Annotated in this window: 18 protein-coding genes; 12 read left to right on the top strand and 6 right to left on the bottom strand. The window is 60.1% G+C overall.

The features are described from left to right. The first annotated feature begins 57 nt into the window (after positions 1-57). Both A8O26_RS26225 and A8O26_RS26220 read left to right on the top strand, forming a co-directional pair. Complete coding sequence (locus A8O26_RS26225) at positions 58-963, top strand: alpha/beta hydrolase (protein ID WP_064120551.1); 906 nt, start codon at positions 58-60, stop codon at positions 961-963. After that, on the top strand, positions 960-1,289 hold the full coding sequence (locus A8O26_RS26220) for a hypothetical protein (RefSeq protein ID WP_034154859.1): 330 nt from the start codon (positions 960-962) through the stop codon (positions 1,287-1,289). The genes A8O26_RS26225 and A8O26_RS26220 overlap by 4 nt, the downstream gene beginning before the upstream one ends. 569 nt (positions 1,290-1,858) lie before the next feature. Here the strand turns inward: A8O26_RS26220 and A8O26_RS26215 are convergent. The 3 genes from A8O26_RS26215 to A8O26_RS26205 all read right to left on the bottom strand — a co-directional run bounded on the left by A8O26_RS26215 (position 1,859) and on the right by A8O26_RS26205 (position 3,830). Then, positions 1,859-2,647, bottom strand: a complete 789-nt coding sequence (locus A8O26_RS26215; RefSeq protein WP_064120550.1) for an OmpA family protein — start codon at positions 2,645-2,647, stop codon at positions 1,859-1,861. 55 nt (positions 2,648-2,702) lie between these two features. After that, positions 2,703-3,107 (bottom strand): DUF4398 domain-containing protein, encoded by a 405-nt coding sequence (locus A8O26_RS26210; protein WP_034154861.1) that lies wholly within the window; start codon positions 3,105-3,107, stop codon positions 2,703-2,705. Positions 3,108-3,485: 378 nt separating this feature from the next. Further along, positions 3,486-3,830: a hypothetical protein gene (locus A8O26_RS26205; protein WP_064120549.1), complete on the bottom strand. Its 345-nt coding sequence runs from the start codon at positions 3,828-3,830 to the stop codon at positions 3,486-3,488. Positions 3,831-4,043: 213 nt separating this feature from the next. Between A8O26_RS26205 and ppc the strand changes: the two genes are divergently transcribed. Continuing rightward, the gene (gene ppc / locus A8O26_RS26200) at positions 4,044-6,674 is read left to right on the top strand and encodes a phosphoenolpyruvate carboxylase (protein WP_064120548.1); all 2,631 of its coding nucleotides are present in this window, start codon (positions 4,044-4,046) and stop codon (positions 6,672-6,674) included. Between the two features lie 106 nt (positions 6,675-6,780). Here ppc and A8O26_RS29875 read toward each other — a convergent pair whose 3' ends face one another. Further along, positions 6,781-6,975 carry a hypothetical protein gene (locus tag A8O26_RS29875; RefSeq protein ID WP_155740692.1) on the bottom strand — a complete coding sequence of 65 codons (195 nt, stop codon included), beginning with the start codon at positions 6,973-6,975 and terminating at the stop codon, positions 6,781-6,783. Here A8O26_RS29875 and adk point away from each other — a divergent pair. The 6 genes from adk to A8O26_RS26165 all read left to right on the top strand — a co-directional run bounded on the left by adk (position 6,965) and on the right by A8O26_RS26165 (position 11,371). Beyond that, entirely contained in the window at positions 6,965-7,615 is a 651-nt protein-coding gene (gene adk, locus A8O26_RS26190) for an adenylate kinase (protein WP_008078383.1), read from the top strand. The two genes, A8O26_RS29875 and adk, sit on opposite strands and share 11 nt — an antisense overlap. A gap of 93 nt (positions 7,616-7,708) precedes the next feature. Next, positions 7,709-8,383, top strand: coding sequence for a tRNA (adenosine(37)-N6)-threonylcarbamoyltransferase complex dimerization subunit type 1 TsaB (tsaB, locus tag A8O26_RS26185; RefSeq protein ID WP_064120546.1), 675 nt, complete (start codon positions 7,709-7,711; stop codon positions 8,381-8,383). Positions 8,384-8,638: 255 nt separating this feature from the next. Beyond that, on the top strand, positions 8,639-8,947 hold the full coding sequence (locus tag A8O26_RS26180; protein WP_064120545.1) for a hypothetical protein: 309 nt from the start codon (positions 8,639-8,641) through the stop codon (positions 8,945-8,947). Next, a complete protein-coding gene (locus A8O26_RS26175; protein WP_064120544.1) occupies positions 8,947-9,807 on the top strand; it encodes a DUF72 domain-containing protein in 861 nt (286 codons plus the stop codon). The genes A8O26_RS26180 and A8O26_RS26175 overlap by 1 nt, the downstream gene beginning before the upstream one ends. Positions 9,808-9,839: 32 nt before the next feature. Further along, entirely contained in the window at positions 9,840-10,676 is an 837-nt protein-coding gene (locus A8O26_RS26170) for an isocitrate lyase/PEP mutase family protein (RefSeq protein ID WP_064120543.1), read from the top strand. A 2-nt stretch (positions 10,677-10,678) separates the two neighbouring features. Then, on the top strand, positions 10,679-11,371 hold the full coding sequence (locus A8O26_RS26165; RefSeq protein WP_064120542.1) for an extensin-like domain-containing protein: 693 nt from the start codon (positions 10,679-10,681) through the stop codon (positions 11,369-11,371). 3 nt (positions 11,372-11,374) lie between these two features. Here A8O26_RS26165 and A8O26_RS26160 read toward each other — a convergent pair whose 3' ends face one another. Continuing rightward, positions 11,375-11,995 (bottom strand): hypothetical protein, encoded by a 621-nt coding sequence (locus tag A8O26_RS26160; RefSeq protein WP_064120541.1) that lies wholly within the window; start codon positions 11,993-11,995, stop codon positions 11,375-11,377. A 92-nt stretch (positions 11,996-12,087) separates the two neighbouring features. On the opposite strand from A8O26_RS26160, the gene A8O26_RS26155 reads away from it, so the two are divergent. Beyond that, complete coding sequence (locus A8O26_RS26155; protein ID WP_064120603.1) at positions 12,088-12,870, top strand: class I SAM-dependent methyltransferase; 783 nt, start codon at positions 12,088-12,090, stop codon at positions 12,868-12,870. Between the two features lie 107 nt (positions 12,871-12,977). On the opposite strand, the gene A8O26_RS26150 is transcribed toward A8O26_RS26155, so the two are convergent. Continuing rightward, the gene (locus A8O26_RS26150) at positions 12,978-13,613 is read right to left on the bottom strand and encodes a TetR/AcrR family transcriptional regulator (protein WP_064120540.1); all 636 of its coding nucleotides are present in this window, start codon (positions 13,611-13,613) and stop codon (positions 12,978-12,980) included. A 94-nt stretch (positions 13,614-13,707) separates the two neighbouring features. Here A8O26_RS26150 and A8O26_RS26145 point away from each other — a divergent pair, with 94 nt between their 5' ends. Together A8O26_RS26145 and A8O26_RS26140 are read left to right on the top strand one after the other, a co-directional pair. Then, entirely contained in the window at positions 13,708-14,808 is a 1,101-nt protein-coding gene (locus A8O26_RS26145) for an efflux RND transporter periplasmic adaptor subunit (RefSeq protein ID WP_064120539.1), read from the top strand. Between the two features lie 6 nt (positions 14,809-14,814). Beyond that, the gene (locus A8O26_RS26140) at positions 14,815-17,883 is read left to right on the top strand and encodes an efflux RND transporter permease subunit (RefSeq protein WP_064120538.1); all 3,069 of its coding nucleotides are present in this window, start codon (positions 14,815-14,817) and stop codon (positions 17,881-17,883) included. The last annotated feature ends 763 nt before the right edge of the window (positions 17,884-18,646 follow it).

Here is an 18,646-nt window from a genome sequence, read left to right as displayed (position 1 = left end):
GGGATATTTGCTTTTCTCTGGATCGTATTGCCAACTTCTTTTGCGAGGTTTCACCGGATGAGAATCCTCGGCATTTTCTGCCTGCTCCTGACCCTCAGTGGTTGCAGTTCTTTGTTGTTCTACCCCGAACCCGGTCAGATTTTTACCCCGGAAAAAGCCAAACTCGAATACCGCACCGTCACGCTGGTGACAGCGGATGGCTTGAAGCTCAACGCCTGGTGGCTGCCGGCCAAACCCGGCGTCGAGGTCAAAGGCACGGTGCTGCACCTGCATGGCAACGGCGGAAATCTGCCGATGCACTTGGGTGGCAGTTGGTGGTTGCCTAAAAACGGCTATCAGGTGCTGTTGGTGGACTATCGTGGTTATGGTTTGTCCGAGGGCCAGCCGAGTTTGCCGGCGATCTATCAGGACATCGACGCGGCGTTTGCCTGGCTCGACAAGGCGCCGCAAGTCAAAGGCAAACCGCTGGTGCTGCTCGGCCAGAGCCTTGGCGGTTCGATGGCGGTGCATTGGCTGGTACAACATCCCGAAAGACAAAAGCAGCTCAAGGCTTTGGTGCTCGACGGCGTGCCCGCCAGTTACCGCAGCGTTGGCCAATACGCGCTCAGTACCTCGTGGCTGACCTGGCCATTCCAGGTGCCGCTGTCGTGGCTGGTGCCCGATGGCGACAGCGCGATCAATTCCATGCCGCAACTCAACGGCGTGCCGAAGCTGATCTTTCACAGCATCGACGACCCGCTGGTACCGCTTTCCAACGGCATCCGCCTGTATCAGGCTGCGCCGCCACCCCGTGTGCTGCAACTGACCCGTGGCGGCCATGTGCAGACCTTTGGCGACCCGGTGTGGCGCCAGGTCATGCTGCGCTACCTCGACGATCCCGAGCATTTCAACGGCCTGCGCCGCCTCGGCGAAATCCCCAATTACTCGACACCCCCGAATTCTGAAGATGAGAGTCCGCAATGACTGAAGAACGTAACGCCATCCCGCTGATCATCACCGGTATCTGCAGCATCCTCGGCACCGTCGGGGCGCTGTGGTACTACGGCTACCTGCACTTCGCCAAACCCGAGGATGCGTTGCTGCTCAACGAATTCACCATGCTCAAGACTGTGCCGGGTGAGGATTACAAGGTTTCGCTGGACCCGGCGCCGCAGGTGGCGCAGTGCATCGATGGCGTGCTGGTGTTATTTGATACCGAGCAGAAAGGCTTGACCGGTGTGCTGATCAACGCGCAGAAGAAAGCGGTGCGTTGCATGGGTGAAGAGACCCCGCAGAAGCTGGAACAGTGATTCTGCAGGGCCAGCCCTCACCCTAACCCTCTCCCAGAGGGAGAGGGGACTGACCGAGGTGTCTTTCGAGTTACGCCGACCTGATCCATCGTGTCGAATACAAATTCTGAAAGCACCACAAATCGGCTCCCTCTCCCTTGGGAGAGGGCTGGGGTGAGGGGCCGCGATTTCAGCCCGCACAAAAAAGCCCCGCCTGATCCATCGTGTCGAACACAATTCTGAAAGCACCACAAATCGGCTCCCTCTCCCTCGGGAGAGGGCTGGGGTGAGGGGCTGCGATTTCGCCCGCACAAAAAAGCCCAGCCTGATCCATCGTGTCGAACACAAATTCTGAAAGCACCACAAAGCGACTCCCTCTCCCTCGGGAGAGGGCTGGGGTGAGGGGCTGCGATTTCGCCCGCACAAAAAAGCCCCGCCTGATCCATCGTGTCGAACACAAATTCTGAAAGCACTACAAAGCGGCTCCCTCTCCCTCGGGAGAGGGCTGGGGTGAGGGGCTGCGATGTCAGCCAGCACAAAAAAGCCCCGCCTGATCACTCAGGCGGGGCTTTTGCGTTACAGCAGGGCGCTTAGTTCGAGCTGACTGCCGAACGTGGCATCACTGGCTGGTTGTCGTTGGAAATGGTCACTTCCACACGACGGTTCATCGCACGGCCGGAAACACTGCCGTTCTCGGCAACCGGGTATTCCTTGCCATAGCCTTGGGTGACGATGCGCGCTGGATCAACGCCCATTTTCACCAGTGCGGTGCGCACGGAGTTGGCGCGACGCTCGGACAGCGACTGGTTGTGGCTGGCAGAACCGGTGCTGTCGGTGTAACCCTCAACGATCACTTTGCGATCCGGGTTTTCCTGAAGGAATTGCGCCAGTTTGTTGATGTTCACCAGACCGCTGGATTTCAGGTCGGCACGGTCGGTGGCGAACAGCACGTCACCGAAAGTCACCAGCGTACCGCGATCGGTCTGCTTGGCGTTCAGGCTGTCCTGCAGCTGTTTGATCTGCTGATCACGGGCATCCAGACGCGCCTGGGCACGTTGCGCAGCGGCGTTTTTCAGGTTGTTTTCAGCGGTGCGCAGGGCGATGGTCTGCTTGGCCACTTCCACGCGCTGGTTGGTCAGGTATGCCAGTTGGTCAACCTTGGCCGCGTCTTGCTTGTCCAGATAAGCCTTGTCGGCCTTGTCCAGGTAATCGCTGGCGTCTTTGGTTTCCAGAGCCGCGACTTTGCTGGCTTGCGGGTTGGCTTGCAGACCGGCGTAGTTGGTGCGCGCGTTTTCCAGATTCGGGTTAGGTGGAGTGGAGCACGCAGCCAGGGCAACGCTTGCGGCCAGAAGAGCTGGGATCATCAGTTGCTTACGCATAATTTTTCGTCCTTTCTATCGATAAAAGTTTCAGCCTTGCGATCGGGATGCGCGCTTACTGCACGGTGCGCTGACTTTCCTGACGCAGTTCCTGAACACCTTTCTGGGAATCCTTCACAGCCTGTTCGGCTTTCGCGGCCTGAGCCTTGCGTTCGGCTACACGAGCGTCCCACTCGGCTTGCTCGGACAGGGTGCGTGCCTCGTCATACTTCTTGTCGTGCATGGCGATTTCGGCTTGTTTCAGTTTGTCCTGCGCTTGCTTCATCTCAACCGCGGCGAACTCGGTACCACCGGCGCTGACTGCGCTGTTCACAGCCGACTGGGTCACGGCGTATTGCTCGGTCGGTGGGTTACCGGCGCAACCGGCCAGCACGAAGCTGGTACCGATAGCCAGAGCCGCCAGTTTCAGACCGCGCAGGTGGGTAAACGAGGTTTGGTTTTTCATGGTCTTCAACTCCATTAGGCATCTCCTGAAAACATCTGAATCCATCCTGGTCGAGGAGCCGAAAAGCGTCGTGTGAAAGGCGTTTTTGAAACGCTCGTTCCAGGCGTGGTTACAGGTTCCGACCGGAGTGATTTTTCAAAAGTTCAGAAAAGATGGCCTATCGCCAAAATAATTTTTGACCGAATGGACAAGGCTCTAAAGCGGGAACTTTGGCGGCAGAGAGTGGTACGCGCGGGCGTTTTCAATACTGGAAAAACGTCGATCTGGAGGCAGAAATGCAGTCAATGTGGGAGCGAGCCTGCTCGCGAAAGCGGTATGCCAGTCACCATCAATGTCGACTGATATAGCGCTTTCGCGAGCAGGCTCGCTCCCACAGTTTTGGACTAGGTTGTGTCAGTGTTTTTGTTTGCCGGCAGCGGCCGAGAGGTCATGCAAGTGCCTTCTCGACAACGCCAGAAAACGCGGCGTAGGGCCGACATCCTCGTACAGCGGATCACCTTCCTCATCCGTCGCTACCACCGTCGAACCCTTCACATACGGCAGGCTCGCTTCAAACTCCTCAAGCGCCGCGCCGATCAGTTCGCCGAGCAGTTCTTCGGGATGGCGTTTGGGGTACATCTCGGCAATCGCTGCCAGACGCGCAGCGGCTTCAACGTCCAGATGAATCGTGTAGCCAGTGTCGGTCAGGCGACCCTTGGCGTTTTCTTCCCAATGCTGGGCGAGTTCACGAATTTTCATGATGACCTCATTTCGCACCTGCTCATGGCAGGTCTGGGTGAGTGTCCGCCGGGGCCGGCGGCAAGCCGTTGTACGGCTTACTGTTGAGACTAGCTTTCGCCCTCAAGGTTTAACGTCCCTTGGTCGGATGCTTGTAAGAAGCGTCGTAGAGCGGCACTCTCTAGCCCATGCACTCGTTTCTAAGCCGTCCGGATTACTGCTGGGGAATTGCTGATGACCGATATTGATGCACGCTTGCGCGAAGACGTTCACCTGCTCGGAGAGCTGTTGGGCAATACGATTCGAGACCAGTACGGCGAGGCGTTCCTCGACAAGATCGAGCAGATTCGCAAAGGCGCCAAGGCCGACCGCCGTGGCTCGATGGACGCTGAGCTGAGCGCCAGCCTCAATCAATTGAGCGAAGACGAATTGCTCCCCGTGGCGCGGGCGTTCAACCAGTTTCTCAATCTGGCGAACATCGCCGAGCAGTATCAGTTGATCCACCGCCGCGAGGAGTCGCAGCCGGCGCCATTCGAATCCCGCGTGCTGCCGGAATTGCTCGCCCGTTTGCGCAACGAAGGTCACAGCGCCGAGTCGCTGGCCCGGCAATTGGCACGCCTGGAAATCGAACTGGTGCTGACCGCGCACCCGACCGAAGTGGCGCGGCGCACGCTGATCCAGAAGTACGACGCGATCGCCGGGCAACTTGCCGCGCAAGATCATCGCGACCTGACCACTGCTGAACGCGAACAGATTCAAAACACCCTGCAACGGCTGATCGCCGAAGCCTGGCACACCGAAGAAATCCGCCGCACGCGACCGACGCCGGTCGACGAAGCCAAGTGGGGTTTTGCGGTGATCGAGCACTCGCTGTGGCAGGCGATTCCCAACCATATGCGCAAGGCCGACAAGGCCTTGTTTGAAGCGACCGGCCTGCGTCTACCATTGGAAGCGGCGCCGATTCGCTTCGCCTCGTGGATGGGCGGCGACCGCGATGGCAACCCCAACGTCACCGCCGCAGTGACCCGCGAAGTGTTGCTGCTGGCGCGCTGGATGGCCGCTGATTTGTACCTGCGCGATGTCGATCATCTGGCCGCCGAACTGTCGATGCAGCAGGCCAGTGATGCCCTCAAAGCCAAGGCCGGCGACAGCGCCGAACCCTATCGCGCGGTGCTCAAACAACTGCGCGAACGCTTGCGTGCCACGCGCAACTGGGCACACGCCGCGCTGACCGCACCAACCCCGGCGCCGCCTGATGTGCTGAGCAACAATCGCGATTTGCTCGATCCGCTGGAGCTGTGTTTCAACTCGCTGCACGAATGCGGCATGGGCGTGATTGCTGACGGCCCGCTGCTCGATTGCCTGCGGCGCGCGGTGACCTTCGGTCTGTTCCTCGTGCGTCTCGATGTGCGTCAGGATTCTTCGCGGCACAGCTCGGCGATGACCGAAATCACCGATTACCTTGGCCTCGGCCGCTATGAGGATTGGGACGAAGAGCAGCGCATCAGCTTCCTGACCCGCGAATTGAGCAATCGCCGGCCATTGCTGCCGGCGCACTTCAAGCCTTCTGCTGATACCGCAGAAGTACTCAACACCTGCAAGGAAATCGCCGCCGCACCGGGTGCGTCGCTTGGTTCCTACGTAATCTCCATGGCTGGCGCCGCTTCCGATGTACTCGCCGTGCAACTGCTGCTCAAAGAGTCCGGCGTACTGCGGCCGATGCGTGTGGTGCCGCTGTTCGAAACCCTCGCCGACTTAGATAACGCCGGGCCGGTGATGGAGCGGCTGTTGCTGCTGCCGGGTTATCGCGCACGGCTGCAAGGCCCGCAGGAAGTGATGATCGGTTACTCCGATTCGGCCAAGGACGCCGGCACCACGGCGGCGGCCTGGGCACAATATCGCGCGCAGGAACGGCTGGTGGAAATTTGCCGTGAGCAACAAGTTGAACTGCTGCTGTTCCACGGTCGCGGCGGCACCGTAGGCCGTGGCGGTGGCCCGGCCCACGCAGCGATTCTGTCGCAGCCGCCAGGTTCGGTGGCGGGGCGATTCCGCACCACCGAGCAGGGCGAAATGATTCGATTCAAATTCGGCCTGCCGGACATCGCCGAACAAAACCTCAATCTGTATCTGGCGGCGGTGCTCGAAGCGACGTTGCTGCCGCCACCACCGCCAACGCCGCAATGGCGCCATCTGATGGACGAATTGGCGGCTGACGGTGTCAGCGCTTATCGCCAGGTGGTGCGGGAAAATCCGCAGTTCGTCGAGTACTTCCGTCAGTCCACTCCGGAGCAGGAATTGGGTCGTTTGCCGCTTGGCAGTCGCCCGGCCAAACGTCGTGCTGGCGGCATCGAAAGTCTGCGGGCGATCCCGTGGATCTTCGGCTGGACGCAAACGCGGCTGATGCTGCCGGCGTGGCTCGGCTGGGAGTCGGCGCTGAGCAAAGCGCTGGAGCGCGGCGAAGGCGAGTTGCTCGGGCAGATGCGCGAGCAATGGCCGTTCTTCCGCACCCGCATCGACATGCTGGAAATGGTCCTGGCCAAGGCTGACGCAGATATTGCGCTGTCCTACGATCAGCGTCTGGTCGAGCCAGACTTGCTGCCGTTGGGCGCGCAGTTACGCGACCTATTGTCGCAGGCGTGCGCGGTGGTGCTTGGCCTGACTGGCCAGTCGCAGCTGCTGGCACATAGCCCCGACACCTTGGAATTTATCCGCTTGCGCAATACCTACCTCGACCCGCTGCATCTATTGCAGGCCGAACTGTTGGCCCGTTCGCGGCAGCAGAATGTCGAACAGGGCAGCCCGGTGGAACAGGCGTTACTGGTGTCTGTGGCGGGGATTGCTGCCGGTTTGCGCAATACCGGCTAAGGTTTGCTGCGCGGCGCGAGGCATCCGCCAATACGGGTGGATGTCGCGCACCAACCGGCCGGAAAGTACCGCCAGGCGACAGTTAATGATGGGGTTGCGACTTGGGTTACCGCGTCGCAAGGTCGCGGCGGGCGTTGGTTTCTCCGACTTTTGGCGTCTTGTGTGGGCGCAGCCTGCTGTGTATCTTGATCAGCCTTTGGCCGTTTGTGCGGCCACGACCCGTATTTTTAAGATTGGCCCCAAGAGGCGAATCCTGTTGTTTTCTATATAAAAAATTGAGGAGCACATCGATGCGCGTCATTCTGCTGGGAGCTCCCGGGGCCGGTAAAGGTACTCAGGCAAAGTTCATCACCGAGAAATTCGGCATTCCGCAAATCTCCACCGGCGACATGCTGCGTGCTGCGGTCAAGGCCGGCACACCACTGGGCGTTCAAGCCAAGAGCATCATGGATGCCGGCGGCCTGGTGTCGGATGACCTGATCATCGCACTGGTTCAGGATCGTATCGCTCAGCCAGACTGCGCCAACGGTTTCCTGTTCGACGGTTTCCCGCGCACCATTCCGCAGGCTGAAGCACTGGTCACTGCCGGCGTTGAGCTGGATGCCGTGGTTGAAATCGCTGTTGAAGACGAAGAAATCGTTCAACGCATCGCCGGCCGTCGTGTTCACGAAGCCAGCGGCCGCGTTTACCACATCGTCTACAACCCGCCGAAAATCGCTGGTAAAGACGACATCACCGGCGAAGAGCTGGTACAGCGCAAGGACGACACCGAAGAAACCGTACGTCATCGCCTGTCGGTCTACCATTCGCAGACCAAGCCGCTGGTGGAGTTCTATCAGAGCCTGTCCGCGAAAAACGCCGGCAAGCCGAAGTACAGTCACATCCCGGGCGTAGGTTCGGTTGATGCGATCACCGCCAAGGTGCTGGCCGCGCTGAGCTGAAAAGTCTGATCGGCTACATCATCCACGGCCCGCTTGCGGGCCGTAGTTGTTTATACTGACGCACTTTTTCCCACCCCTGTTTTGGAAACATCGATGAGCACCTTGCTGGCCCTGGACACCGCGACTGAAGCTTGCTCTGTTGCCTTGCTGCATGACGGCAAGGTCACAAGCCATTACGAGGTGATCCCGCGCCTGCACGCGCAGAAGCTGCTGCCGATGATCCAGCAACTGCTGGCCGACGCTGGCACAACGTTGCAGGCCGTCGATGCGATTGCCTTTGGTCGTGGGCCGGGTGCGTTTACCGGTGTGCGGATCGCCATTGGTGTGGTTCAGGGGCTGGCGTTTGCGCTGGAGCGTCCGGTGTTGCCGGTGTCTAACCTTGCGGTGCTGGCGCAGCGGGCGTTGCGTGAGCACGGTGTGAGCCAGGTCGCGGCGGCCATTGATGCGCGGATGGATGAGGTGTATTGGGGCTGCTACCGCGAGACGGCGGGGGAGATGCGCCTTGTGGGTGCCGAAGCGGTATTGCCGCCGGAAGTGGTTGCGCTGCCGGCCGATGCCAGTGGCGAGTGGTTCGGTGCCGGCACGGGTTGGGGTTATGCCGAGCGCATCGCCGTCAATCTGAGCGGCTCGGATGCCGGCATGTTGCCCCATGCCGAAGACCTGCTGACACTGGCGCGCTTCGCCTGGGAACGCGGCGAGTCGATCCCGGCGGACGATGCGCAACCGGTTTACCTGCGCGATAAAGTCGCCACCCCGAAAGCCCGCTGATTCACCACAAAACCTGTGGGAGCGAGCTTGCTCGCGAAGGCGTCCGGCCAGTCAATATCAATGTTGAATGTGCTGGACTCTTCGTGAGCAAGCTCACTCCCACAGGTTTTGTGTCTCCTCCAAATTGGCCAATCGTCAGTTTCTAACCCCAGGCTTTAAACCTTTTGCGCTTTATGTGTTCTAGTTATCACTCGGCGGTTTGCTAAGTCGGTCAAGTGCCGCTAAATTGCCATCATTGATACCGAGCATGAAATTATGCGTATAGACGGCCTTTCCTCTCAGTCCTACCCCATCAAGCGCAAGCCTCGCAAAGGCAATGTGACTGTGGATGAGTCCGTCGACGATATCGACGGCGAGCTGGAATTCCCGACTGAAGAGCAATTGGCCGCCCGCGCTGCCAAAGCCTCGGCACAACGCCTGAGCAATCTGCCCGCCCGCCAACAAGACATGATTTACCACCGTGCCATGAGCAAAAGTGTAGCGATGGCCCTCGCCAGCTACCTGAGCACCGCCGGTTTTGTCGATTGGGATGCAGACGTGCTGGGCCTCGATCTGTACATCTGATGGATCTGCCTTACTACCTCGGTTGCCCGTCCTGGAGCGAAAACGCCTGGCGCGAGTATCTGTACCCGGTAGATGCCAAAACCTCCGATTTCCTCGGTCTCTATTGCCAAGTGTTCAACGCCGTTGAAGGCAACACGACCTTCTACGCGAGTCCGTCGCCGGCCACCGTGCAGCGTTGGGCCGAAGTCATGCCCGAACACTTTCGCTTCACCGCCAAATTCCCCGGCGACATCAGCCACAGTGGTGATCTGCGCGAGCAACTGAGCGCCGCCGAGACCTTCCTGCAATTACTCAAGCCGCTCGGTGAACGCGTCTCGCCGCTTTGGCTGCAACTGTCGAAGAGCTTCACGCCGCAGCGACTGCCGGAACTGGCAGCGTTCATTGATGCGCTGGATTGCCCGCTGGCAGTGGAAGTGCGCCATGAACAGTTCTTCGCCAAGGGCGAGAGCGAGCGTCTGCTCAATCGCCTGCTGCTCGACCGTGGCGTCGAGCGCATCTGCCTTGACCCGCGTGCACTGTTCAGTTGCCTGTCGACCGAGTCTTCGGTGATCCACGCGCAATCGAAAAAGCCCCGCGTGCCAACGCGCCCGGCGGCGTTTACCCAATTCCCGCAAGTGCGCTTTATCGGCCATCCCGAGTTGGAAGCCAACGACCCGTTCCTGGTGCCGTGGGTGGCGAAAATTGCCGAGTGGATCGAAGAGGGCCGCACGCCGTACATCTTTCTGCACACCGCCGACAATCTCCTCGCGGCGAAACTGGCGCAACGTTTTCACGCACAACTGATGCAACGTTTGCCTGGCCTGCCATCGCTGCCTGAGCTATACAGAGAACCCGCCGCCGAGCAACTTGGCCTGCTTTGAGGCGGATTCGTTTTCCTGCCCGGAGCCTGCCGATGGACGCTTCAGCCCTTCAAGAACAAGTCCGTAAAGCCCACGCCTTCAAAGCCCTGCATGAACAACCGGGGATTTTCATCATTCCCAATCCGTGGGATGCAGGTTCGGCGAAGATGCTTGCCAGTCTCGGCTATCCGGCCTTGGCGACGACCAGCGCCGGTTATGCGTTTTCCCAAGGCAAGGCCGATGGCGCGTTGAGCCTTGATGAGACGTTGACCAATGTCCGCGCGATTGTCGCCGCGACAGAGCTGCCGGTGGCGGTGGATCTGGAAAACGGTTTTTCCGATGACCCGGCCGAGGCGGCGAAAAGTTTGCTCCGTGCCGCCGAAGCGGGCGCCGTCGGTGGCTCGATCGAAGATGCCACGGGCCGCGCGGATGCGCCGATCTATTGCTTTGAACATGCGGTGGCCCGAATCGAAGCCGCCGTCGCGGCGGTGCGCACGCTGCCATTTCCCTTCATCCTCACCGCGCGGGCGGAAAACTATCTGCACGGCAATCCTGACATCAACGACACCATTCGCCGCTTGCAGGCCTTCGCCGAAGCGGGCGCCGACGTGCTGTATGCGCCGGGATTGCGCAGCGCCGAAGAAGTGCTGGCGGTGGTACGTGCGGTGGCGCCGAAACCGGTCAACGTGTTGATGTCCGGCGGTTTGAAGCTGACCGTGCAGGAATTGCAGGAAATGGGCGTGCGCCGCATCAGTACCGGTTCGGCATTGGCGTTGGCGGCGTTCGGCGAGTTCTTTCGCGCGGCTGAAGAAATTCAGCAGTCCGGCACCTTCGGGTTTACCTCGCACTCGATGCCGTACGCCAAAGCCAACCAGTTTTTCAAAGGCTGAACATGGGGCGATGGATATTCTGGTCGGTGCTGCTGATGATTGGCGGCGCTGCGGTCAGTATCTGGCGCGGCTGGCTGGACGTGCCGGCGCAATGGAACCCCTGGGCACCACTGGACGTGAAAGCCGCGCCCGACTGGCTGACCGGCTACAAGCTGATGCGTTTGCGCAGCGACCCTGAACTCTGTGCTCAGGCGCTGAGCAGCGCTGATCTGCGCGTCACGCGGCAATCCGATAGCCCGGACGCCAAGTGCCCGCTGATCGGCGCTTTGCGCGTACAGGGCGGTGAGGTGGCGCTGAGCAGCAGCTTCCTCGCCAGTTGTCCGCTGGCGGTGGCCTACGCGATGTTCGAGCGCCACACCCTGCAAACCGCCGCGCAATCTGTTTACGGGCAGAAGGTCACCCGTCTCGATCACCTCGGCAGCTTCGCCTGTCGCAATGTCTACAATCGCGAAAGCGGCGCGCTCAGCCGTCATGCCAGCGCCGATGCGCTGGACATTGCCGGGTTTCGACTGGCCGACGGTCGCAGCATCAGCGTGCTCAAGGACTGGTCCAGGCAAAATCAGGACGCACAGTTTCTGCGTCAGGTGCGCGATGGCGCCTGCGAGGCATTCAGTGTGGTGTTGAGTCCGGATTACAACGCCGCCCATCGCAATCACTTTCATGTCGATGTCGGGCGCTGGAGCGTGTGTCGCTGAAGTTTAAGCGGCGAGGCGCAGGTTCTGCAGAACGATCGGGCGCGCCCAACCGTTGTCGAAGTCCAGGGCCTTCTGTTGCTCGACGATTTCTTCTGGCGGGAACGGCGGGTAAGGCTTCTGCATCAGGTCGAGGTCGAACTCGGCAATTGGCAGGTACAGCGGCTTCTTCTGCGGCGCCGGACCAGGCTCTGGAACGGGCTGACCGTTGTTGATCACGACCGGACGCACCCAACTGCTGTCGAAATCCTGTTGGGCTTGCTGAGCCTTGAGTTCTTCTGCCGGGAACGGTGGGAATGGTTTGTCCAGCAGCTCCATTTCGAACTCGGCGATTGGCAGGAACAGCGGCTCCGGCGGACGCACTTCGGTTTCCACCACATCGCATTCGCGCTGGCTGACGATGTGCGCGTGCAACTCGCTGCCGACGGTCGGCTCTTCCGGGCTGCTCAGGTCAACCGGCGGAAACGTACCGCAGGCAGGCACCACTTCACTCGTCTGTTCGGCCATCGCCTGGGCAAAGAAATCCTGCCACAGGTGACTGACGCCGCTCAGTGCTTGAGTGTTGTGACGGCTAAAGTCGCCATGGGGCGAGATGTAGCCAATCGATGTGGGAAGAATGCCTGACATTTTTTTCGGTTGACGCTCAGCTCTGGCAAAATGCGCGTTGAATGAGTTATCGGCGGTTTTTGCCGCTCCTTGAATTTTTGAGCGTGTTTTCCATGATTGAGCAACCCGCGGCCTGCCGCATCCATGTCGAAGCCCTCGGCGCGTCGTTCGAAGCGCAAGCGGCGCAGTGGGCCGAGCGTCTCGGTCTGCCGCGTGAAGTGGCGGACGGCGAGTTTGCCCTGCAGGTCGGCGAGCAGGGTTTGCAGCTGCAACAACTCGGCCCGGATGCACCGGGGCCGGTGCGCGTGGACTTCGTTGAAGGTGGCGCGGCACATCGGCGCTTATACGGTGGCGGCAGCGGACAGATGATCGCCAAGGCTGTCGGCATTGCCCAAGGCGTGCGACCGCGCGTGCTGGATGCCACGGCGGGGTTGGGCAAGGATGCGTTCGTGCTGGCCAGTCTCGGTTGCGAGATGAGCCTGATCGAGCGTCAGCCGCTGATTGGCGCGTTGCTGGAAGATGGCCTGGCGCGCGCGGCGGAGGATTTCGACGTGGCGCCGATTGTGGCGCGGATGACCTTGCTCAAGGGCAATTCCATCGAGGTCATGCAGAACTGGGAAGGCGAGCCACCGCAGGTGATTTATCTCGACCCGATGTTTCCGCATCGCGAGAAGACCGCGCTGGTGAAGAAGGAAATGCGTCTGTTCCGGCCGTTGGTGGGGGATGATCCGGATGCGCCGGCGTTGCTCGAAGCCGCGTTGGCGCTGGCGACGCACCGGGTGGTGGTCAAGCGACCGCGCAAGGCGCCGTGCATTGCGGGGCCGAAGCCGAGTCATGCGCTGGATGGCAAATCGAGCCGGTATGACATTTACCCGAAGAAAGCGCTAAAGCCTTAATACCGAGTCGCCCCTATTCGCGAGCAAGCTCGCTCCCACCTTGGAATGCATTCCAATGTGGGAGCGAGCTTGCTCGCGAAAGCGTCCGCTCAGACACCGCAAAGCTGTCAGGGGCGATAGGCGCGCATAAACAACGCTACAACTTCCTGCACATGGCTCTCTGCAGCCTCTTCGCTCAACGGCTCACCACACCCATACAACAGCCGAAAATTCCCCGCACCCTTGATCAGGCAAAAGAAATGCTCGGCGGCATTACGCGGCAGGTCGATGCTTAGCGCGCCGCTGTCATGGATCTGCGTCAGCAACCGCTCCATCCCTTGCACCATGCGCTGCGGGCCGGCCTCGAAGAAGATCAGCGACAGTTTCGGATCCTGCACCCCCAGCGCCATGATCAAGCGGTGCAGATTCACCGACTCATCGCTGTTGATCAGGTGATGGAAGCCTCGGGCAATGTTCAGCAACACATTTTCCACGGCGATGCCTTCGGGCAATTCGAAGAACAGCGGCGGTAATTGCTCCTCGCACTTGGCCACCACAGCGGAGGAGAAGAGCGTCTCCTTGTCGTTGAAATGGCTGTAGACCGTCAGTTTCGACACGCCCGCCTCGCTGGCGACCGCGTCCATGCTGGTGTTGGCGTAGCCATGACTCAGAAACAGAATTTTCGCCGCGTCGAGGATCGCCTGGCGCTTGGCCAGATCCTTGGGGCGGCCCGGGCCGTTTGGAGCTGAAAGATTGTTCGACATTCTTCGCTTTTAATACTGGACTGGTGAGTTTGCTATTAATACCATACCCGCCAGTATAATTATTCCAAGCACCATTAGCGAAAGGTCCGTCACCATGTTCCGCCATGCGTTGTCCTTTGCGTTGCCAGCGAGTCTGGCGTTGTTATTGTCCGCATGCGGTCAGGAAGAGGCGACGCAAGTCACCGTGCGACCGGCCATGGTGGTGCAGCCAGAGCCTTCGGCGCAGGCGATGGAAAGTTATCCGGGCGAGGTGCGCGCCCGTTACGAACCCGATCTGGCGTTCCGTATCGGCGGCAAAGTCAGCCGACGACTGGTCGACGAAGGTCAGCGCGTGAAGGCCGATCAGCCCCTCGCCGAACTCGATCCGCAGGACGTGCGCCTGCAACTGGAAGCCACCCGTGCTCAAGTCGCCGCCGCCGAAGCCAATCTGAATCTGGTGCGTGCCGAGCGTGATCGCTACAAGACCCTGATGGATCGGCAGATGGTCAGCCGCTCGGCCTATGACAACGCCGAAAACCTTTACCGTTCCGGTGAGGCCCGCCTCAAACAAATCAAAGCCGAATTCAACGTATCGACCAATCAGGCCAGTTACGCGGTGCTGCGTGCGCCGCAGGATGGCGTGGTGGCCAAGCGTTCGGTCGAGGTGGGGCAGGTGGTCGCCGCCGGACAAACCGTGTTTACCCTCGCCACCGACGGCGAGCGCGAGGTGCTGATCAGCCTGCCGGAGCAGAGCTTCGGGCGCTTCAAGGTCGGTCAGCCAGTGACCGTTGAGTTATGGACGCAGCAGAACCAGCGTTTCGCCGGGCAGATCCGCGAACTGTCGCCCGCCGCCGATCCGCGCTCTCGGACCTTCGCTGCACGCATCTCCTTTACCAGCGGCAAAGTCCCGGCCGAACTGGGCCAGAGCGCCCGGGTGTTCGTGCAATCGGCCGATAACGTGTCCCTGTCAGTGCCGTTGTCGGCACTCACCGCGGAAAACGGCGCGACTTACGTCTGGGTCGTCAACGGCAACAACACCTTGAAGAAAACCCCGGTGCGCATCGGGCCGTTCGGCGAGAAAAGCGTGCCGGTGCTCGAAGGCTTGAACGCCAGCGACTGGGTGGTGGCGGCTGGCGTGCATGTGTTGCTCGAAGGGCAGCAGGTGCGGCCCGTGGATCGCTCCAACCGTGTGGTCAATCTGGCGGACAAGGAGTAAGCCCCGATGCGCTTCAACCTTTCCGAATGGGCGCTGCGTAATCGCCAGATCGTACTGTTCCTGATGCTTTTGCTGGCCATCGTCGGCGCCTTGTCCTACACCAAACTCGGCCAGAGTGAAGACCCGCCGTTCACCTTCAAGGCCATGGTTATACAGACCCGCTGGCCGGGGGCGACCGCGCAGGAAGTCTCGCGCCAGGTCACCGAGCGTATTGAAAAGAAACTGATGGAAACCGGCGAGTACGAGCGCATCGTGTCGTTCTCGCGCCCAGGCGAATCGCAAGTCACGTTCATTGCCCGCGACTCGATGCACTCCAAGGAAATTCCCGACCTCTGGTATCAGGTGCGCAAGAAGGTCAGCGACATTCGCCAGACCTTGCCGCCGGACATTCAGGGGCCGTTTTTCAACGATGAATTCGGTACCACGTTCGGCAATATCTATGCGCTGACCGGTGACGGTTTCGACTACGCGGTGCTCAAGGATTACGCCGACCGTATCCAGATCCAGCTGCAACGGGTCAAGGATGTCGGCAAGGTTGATCTGCTCGGTTTGCAGGACGAAAAAATCTGGGTCGAGCTGTCCAACGTCAAACTGGCGACCCTCGGTTTGCCGCTGGCGGCGGTGCAACAAGCACTGCAAGAGCAGAACGCGGTGTCGACCGCCGGATTCTTTGAAACCGGCAGCGAGAGATTGCAGCTACGGGTCTCGGGGAATTTTCAGACAGTCGATGAGATAAAAAACTTCCCGATCCGCGTCGGTGATCGGACTTTCCGCATCTCTGATGTCGCCGATGTGCGTCGTGGTTTTAACGACCCACCGGCGCCGCGTATGCGCTTTATGGGCGAAGACGCGATTGGTCTGGCCGTGGCGATGAAGGATGGCGGTGACATTCTGGTGCTCGGTAAAGCACTGGAAGGCGAGTTCTCGCGCATCCAGAAAAACCTTCCGGCCGGCATGCAATTGCGCAAGGTGTCTGATCAACCGGCGGCGGTGAAAACCGGGGTCGGTGAGTTCGTCCAGGTGTTGGTCGAAGCGCTGGCGATCGTCTTGCTGGTGAGCTTCTTCTCCCTCGGCGTGCGCACCGGCATGGTTGTGGCGCTGACCATTCCGCTGGTGTTGGCGATGACCTTCGCCTGCATGTATTACCTCGGCATCGGCCTGCACAAGATCTCCCTTGGCGCGTTGGTGTTGGCGTTGGGCCTGCTGGTGGACGACGCGATCATTGCCGTGGAAATGATGGCGATCAAAATGGAGCAGGGTTTCGACCGTATCCGCGCGGCGAGCTACGCCTGGACCAGCACCGCGTTTCCGATGCTCACCGGGACGTTGATTACTGCCGCCGGGTTCCTGCCGATTGCCACGGCGCAGTCCGGCACTGGCGAATACACCCGTTCGATCTTCCAGGTGGTGACCATCGCGTTGCTCGCGTCCTGGGTCGCGGCGGTGATGTTCGTGCCGTATCTGGGGGAAAAACTCCTGCCGGATCTGGCGAAAATTCATGCGGCCAAACATGGCACCGGCGATGGCCAGCCTGATCCGTATGGCACGCCGTTTTATCAGCGCGTTCGTCGTTTGGTGGAATGGTGTGTGGCGCACCGCAAGACTGTGATCGTGTTAACGGTGGGGCTGTTTATCGCCTCGGTGATGTTGTTCCGTTTCGTCCCGCAGCAGTTTTTCCCGGCCTCCAATCGGCTGGAGTTGATGGTTGATCTGAAACTGGCTGAAGGCGCTTCTCTGGCCAATACCACCGGTGAGGTCAAACGACTGGAAGCGATGCTCAAGGAGCATGCCGGCATCGACAATTACGTCGCTTATGTCGGCACCGGATCGCCGCGTTTCTATCTGCCGCTGGATCAGCAACTGCCGGCGGCAAGCTTCGCGCAGTTTGTGGTGTTGGCGAAGACCATCGAAGAGCGGGAAGCGCTGCGCAGCTGGTTGATCGAGACGCTTAACGAGCAGTTCCCGGCCCTGCGTTCGCGGGTCACACGGTTGGAGAACGGTCCGCCGGTTGGTTATCCGGTGCAGTTCCGCGTCACTGGTGAACACATCGAAGAAGTCCGTGCGTTGGCGCGCAAGGTGGCGGCCAAGGTTCGTGAGAATCCGCATGTGGTCAACGTGCATCTGGATTGGGAAGAGCCGAGCAAGGTGGTCTATCTGAACATTGATCAGGATCGTGCCCGGGCCTTGGGTGTGAGCACGGCCAATCTGGCGAAATTCCTGCAGAGTTCGTTGACCGGGTCGAGTGTCAGCCAGTATCGCGAAGACAACGAGTTGATCGAGATTCTGCTGCGCGGCACGGTGCATGAGCGCACTGAATTGTCGTTGTTGCCGAGCCTGGCGGTGCCGACGGATAACGGTCGCAGTGTGGCGTTGTCGCAGATCGCCACGCTGGAATACGGCTTTGAGGAAGGGATCATCTGGCATCGCAATCGGCTGCCGAACGTGACCGTGCGCGCGGACATTTATGGCAAGGAGCAGCCGGCGACGCTGGTGAAGCAGATCATGCCGACGCTGGATTCGATTCGCGCCGAGTTGCCCGATGGTTACCTGTTGGATGTCGGCGGGACGGTGGAGGATTCCGAGCGTGGGCAGAAGTCGGTGAATGCCGGGGTGCCGATGTTCATCGTTGTGGTGCTGACGCTGTTGATGGTGCAGTTGCGCAGTTTTTCGCGTACGGCGATGGTGTTTCTGACGGCGCCGCTGGGGTTGATCGGGGTGACGTTGTTCTTGATGGTGTTCCGCCAGCCGTTCGGGTTTGTGGCGATGTTGGGGACCATCGCGTTGTCCGGGATGATCATGCGTAATTCGGTGATTCTGGTGGATCAGATTGAGCAGGATATTGCTTCGGGGCTTAAGCCTTGGCAGGCGATTATCGAGGCTACGGTTCGACGCTTCAGGCCGATTGTGTTGACGGCTTTGGCGGCGGTGCTGGCGATGATTCCGTTGTCGCGGAGTGTGTTTTTTGGGCCGATGGCGGTGGCGATCATGGGCGGGTTGATTGTGGCTACGGCGTTGACGCTGTTGTTTTTGCCGGCGTTGTATGCGGCCTGGTTCCGGGTGCGTAAGGACGCTTGATTCTTTTTGTGACGTGGCGGTCTTTGGGCCGACCATGCTGTTTGGGGGGTGGGTGAATATCCGTTGCTTCGGGTGTCGCTGCTGGCGGTTTCGCTCTTACAGCGAGTCCCTTTGGCAAACGCCCCAAAGGAACCAAAGGTCTGTGCCCTGACGTTCGGCCCGCTCGCTAAGGCTCGGGGTTCCTTCGTTCCGGGATTGATCCGGGGGCATCGCCTCCGGTTTGCTTCGCTGCACCTCCTCTCGATGTGTTCGACTTCGTCGAACGGTCGCTGCGCTCCCACCCCCGGATCAATCCCTCCACTCAGCCTGCCGACGGGCCTTCAGATCAAAAGCTGTACTCGAGCTAACGCTCATTGTGTTGAGTGGTGAGGAGCAGAAGCGGTCTGCTCTTGCTCTTCTGTGGGAGCGAGCCTGCTCGCGAAGGCGGCCTGAGAGCCGACCTGTTTTTTGCAGATGTAATCAATCCAACTGTGGGAGCGAGCTTGCTCGCGAAGGCGGCCTGAGAGCCGACCTGTTTTTGCAGATGTACTCAATCCAGCTGTGGGAGCGAGCCTGCTCGCGAAGGCGGCCTGAGAGCCGACCTGTTTTTGCAGATGTACTCAATCCCACTGTGGGAGCGAGCCTGCTCGCGATGGCGGCCTGACAGCCGACCTGTTTTTTGCAGATGTACTCAATCCAACTGTGGGAGCGAGCTTGCTCGCGAAGGCGGCCTGAGAGCCGACCTGTTTTCTGCAGATGTACGCAATCCAACTAATGAAATGGT

This window comes from Pseudomonas fluorescens (assembly GCF_001648775.1).
In the GTDB taxonomy this organism is placed as follows: domain Bacteria; phylum Pseudomonadota; class Gammaproteobacteria; order Pseudomonadales; family Pseudomonadaceae; genus Aquipseudomonas; species Aquipseudomonas fluorescens_M.
The sequence above is the reverse complement of the archived record's forward strand: the minus strand, read 5'-3'. Positions and strand labels throughout refer to the sequence as shown.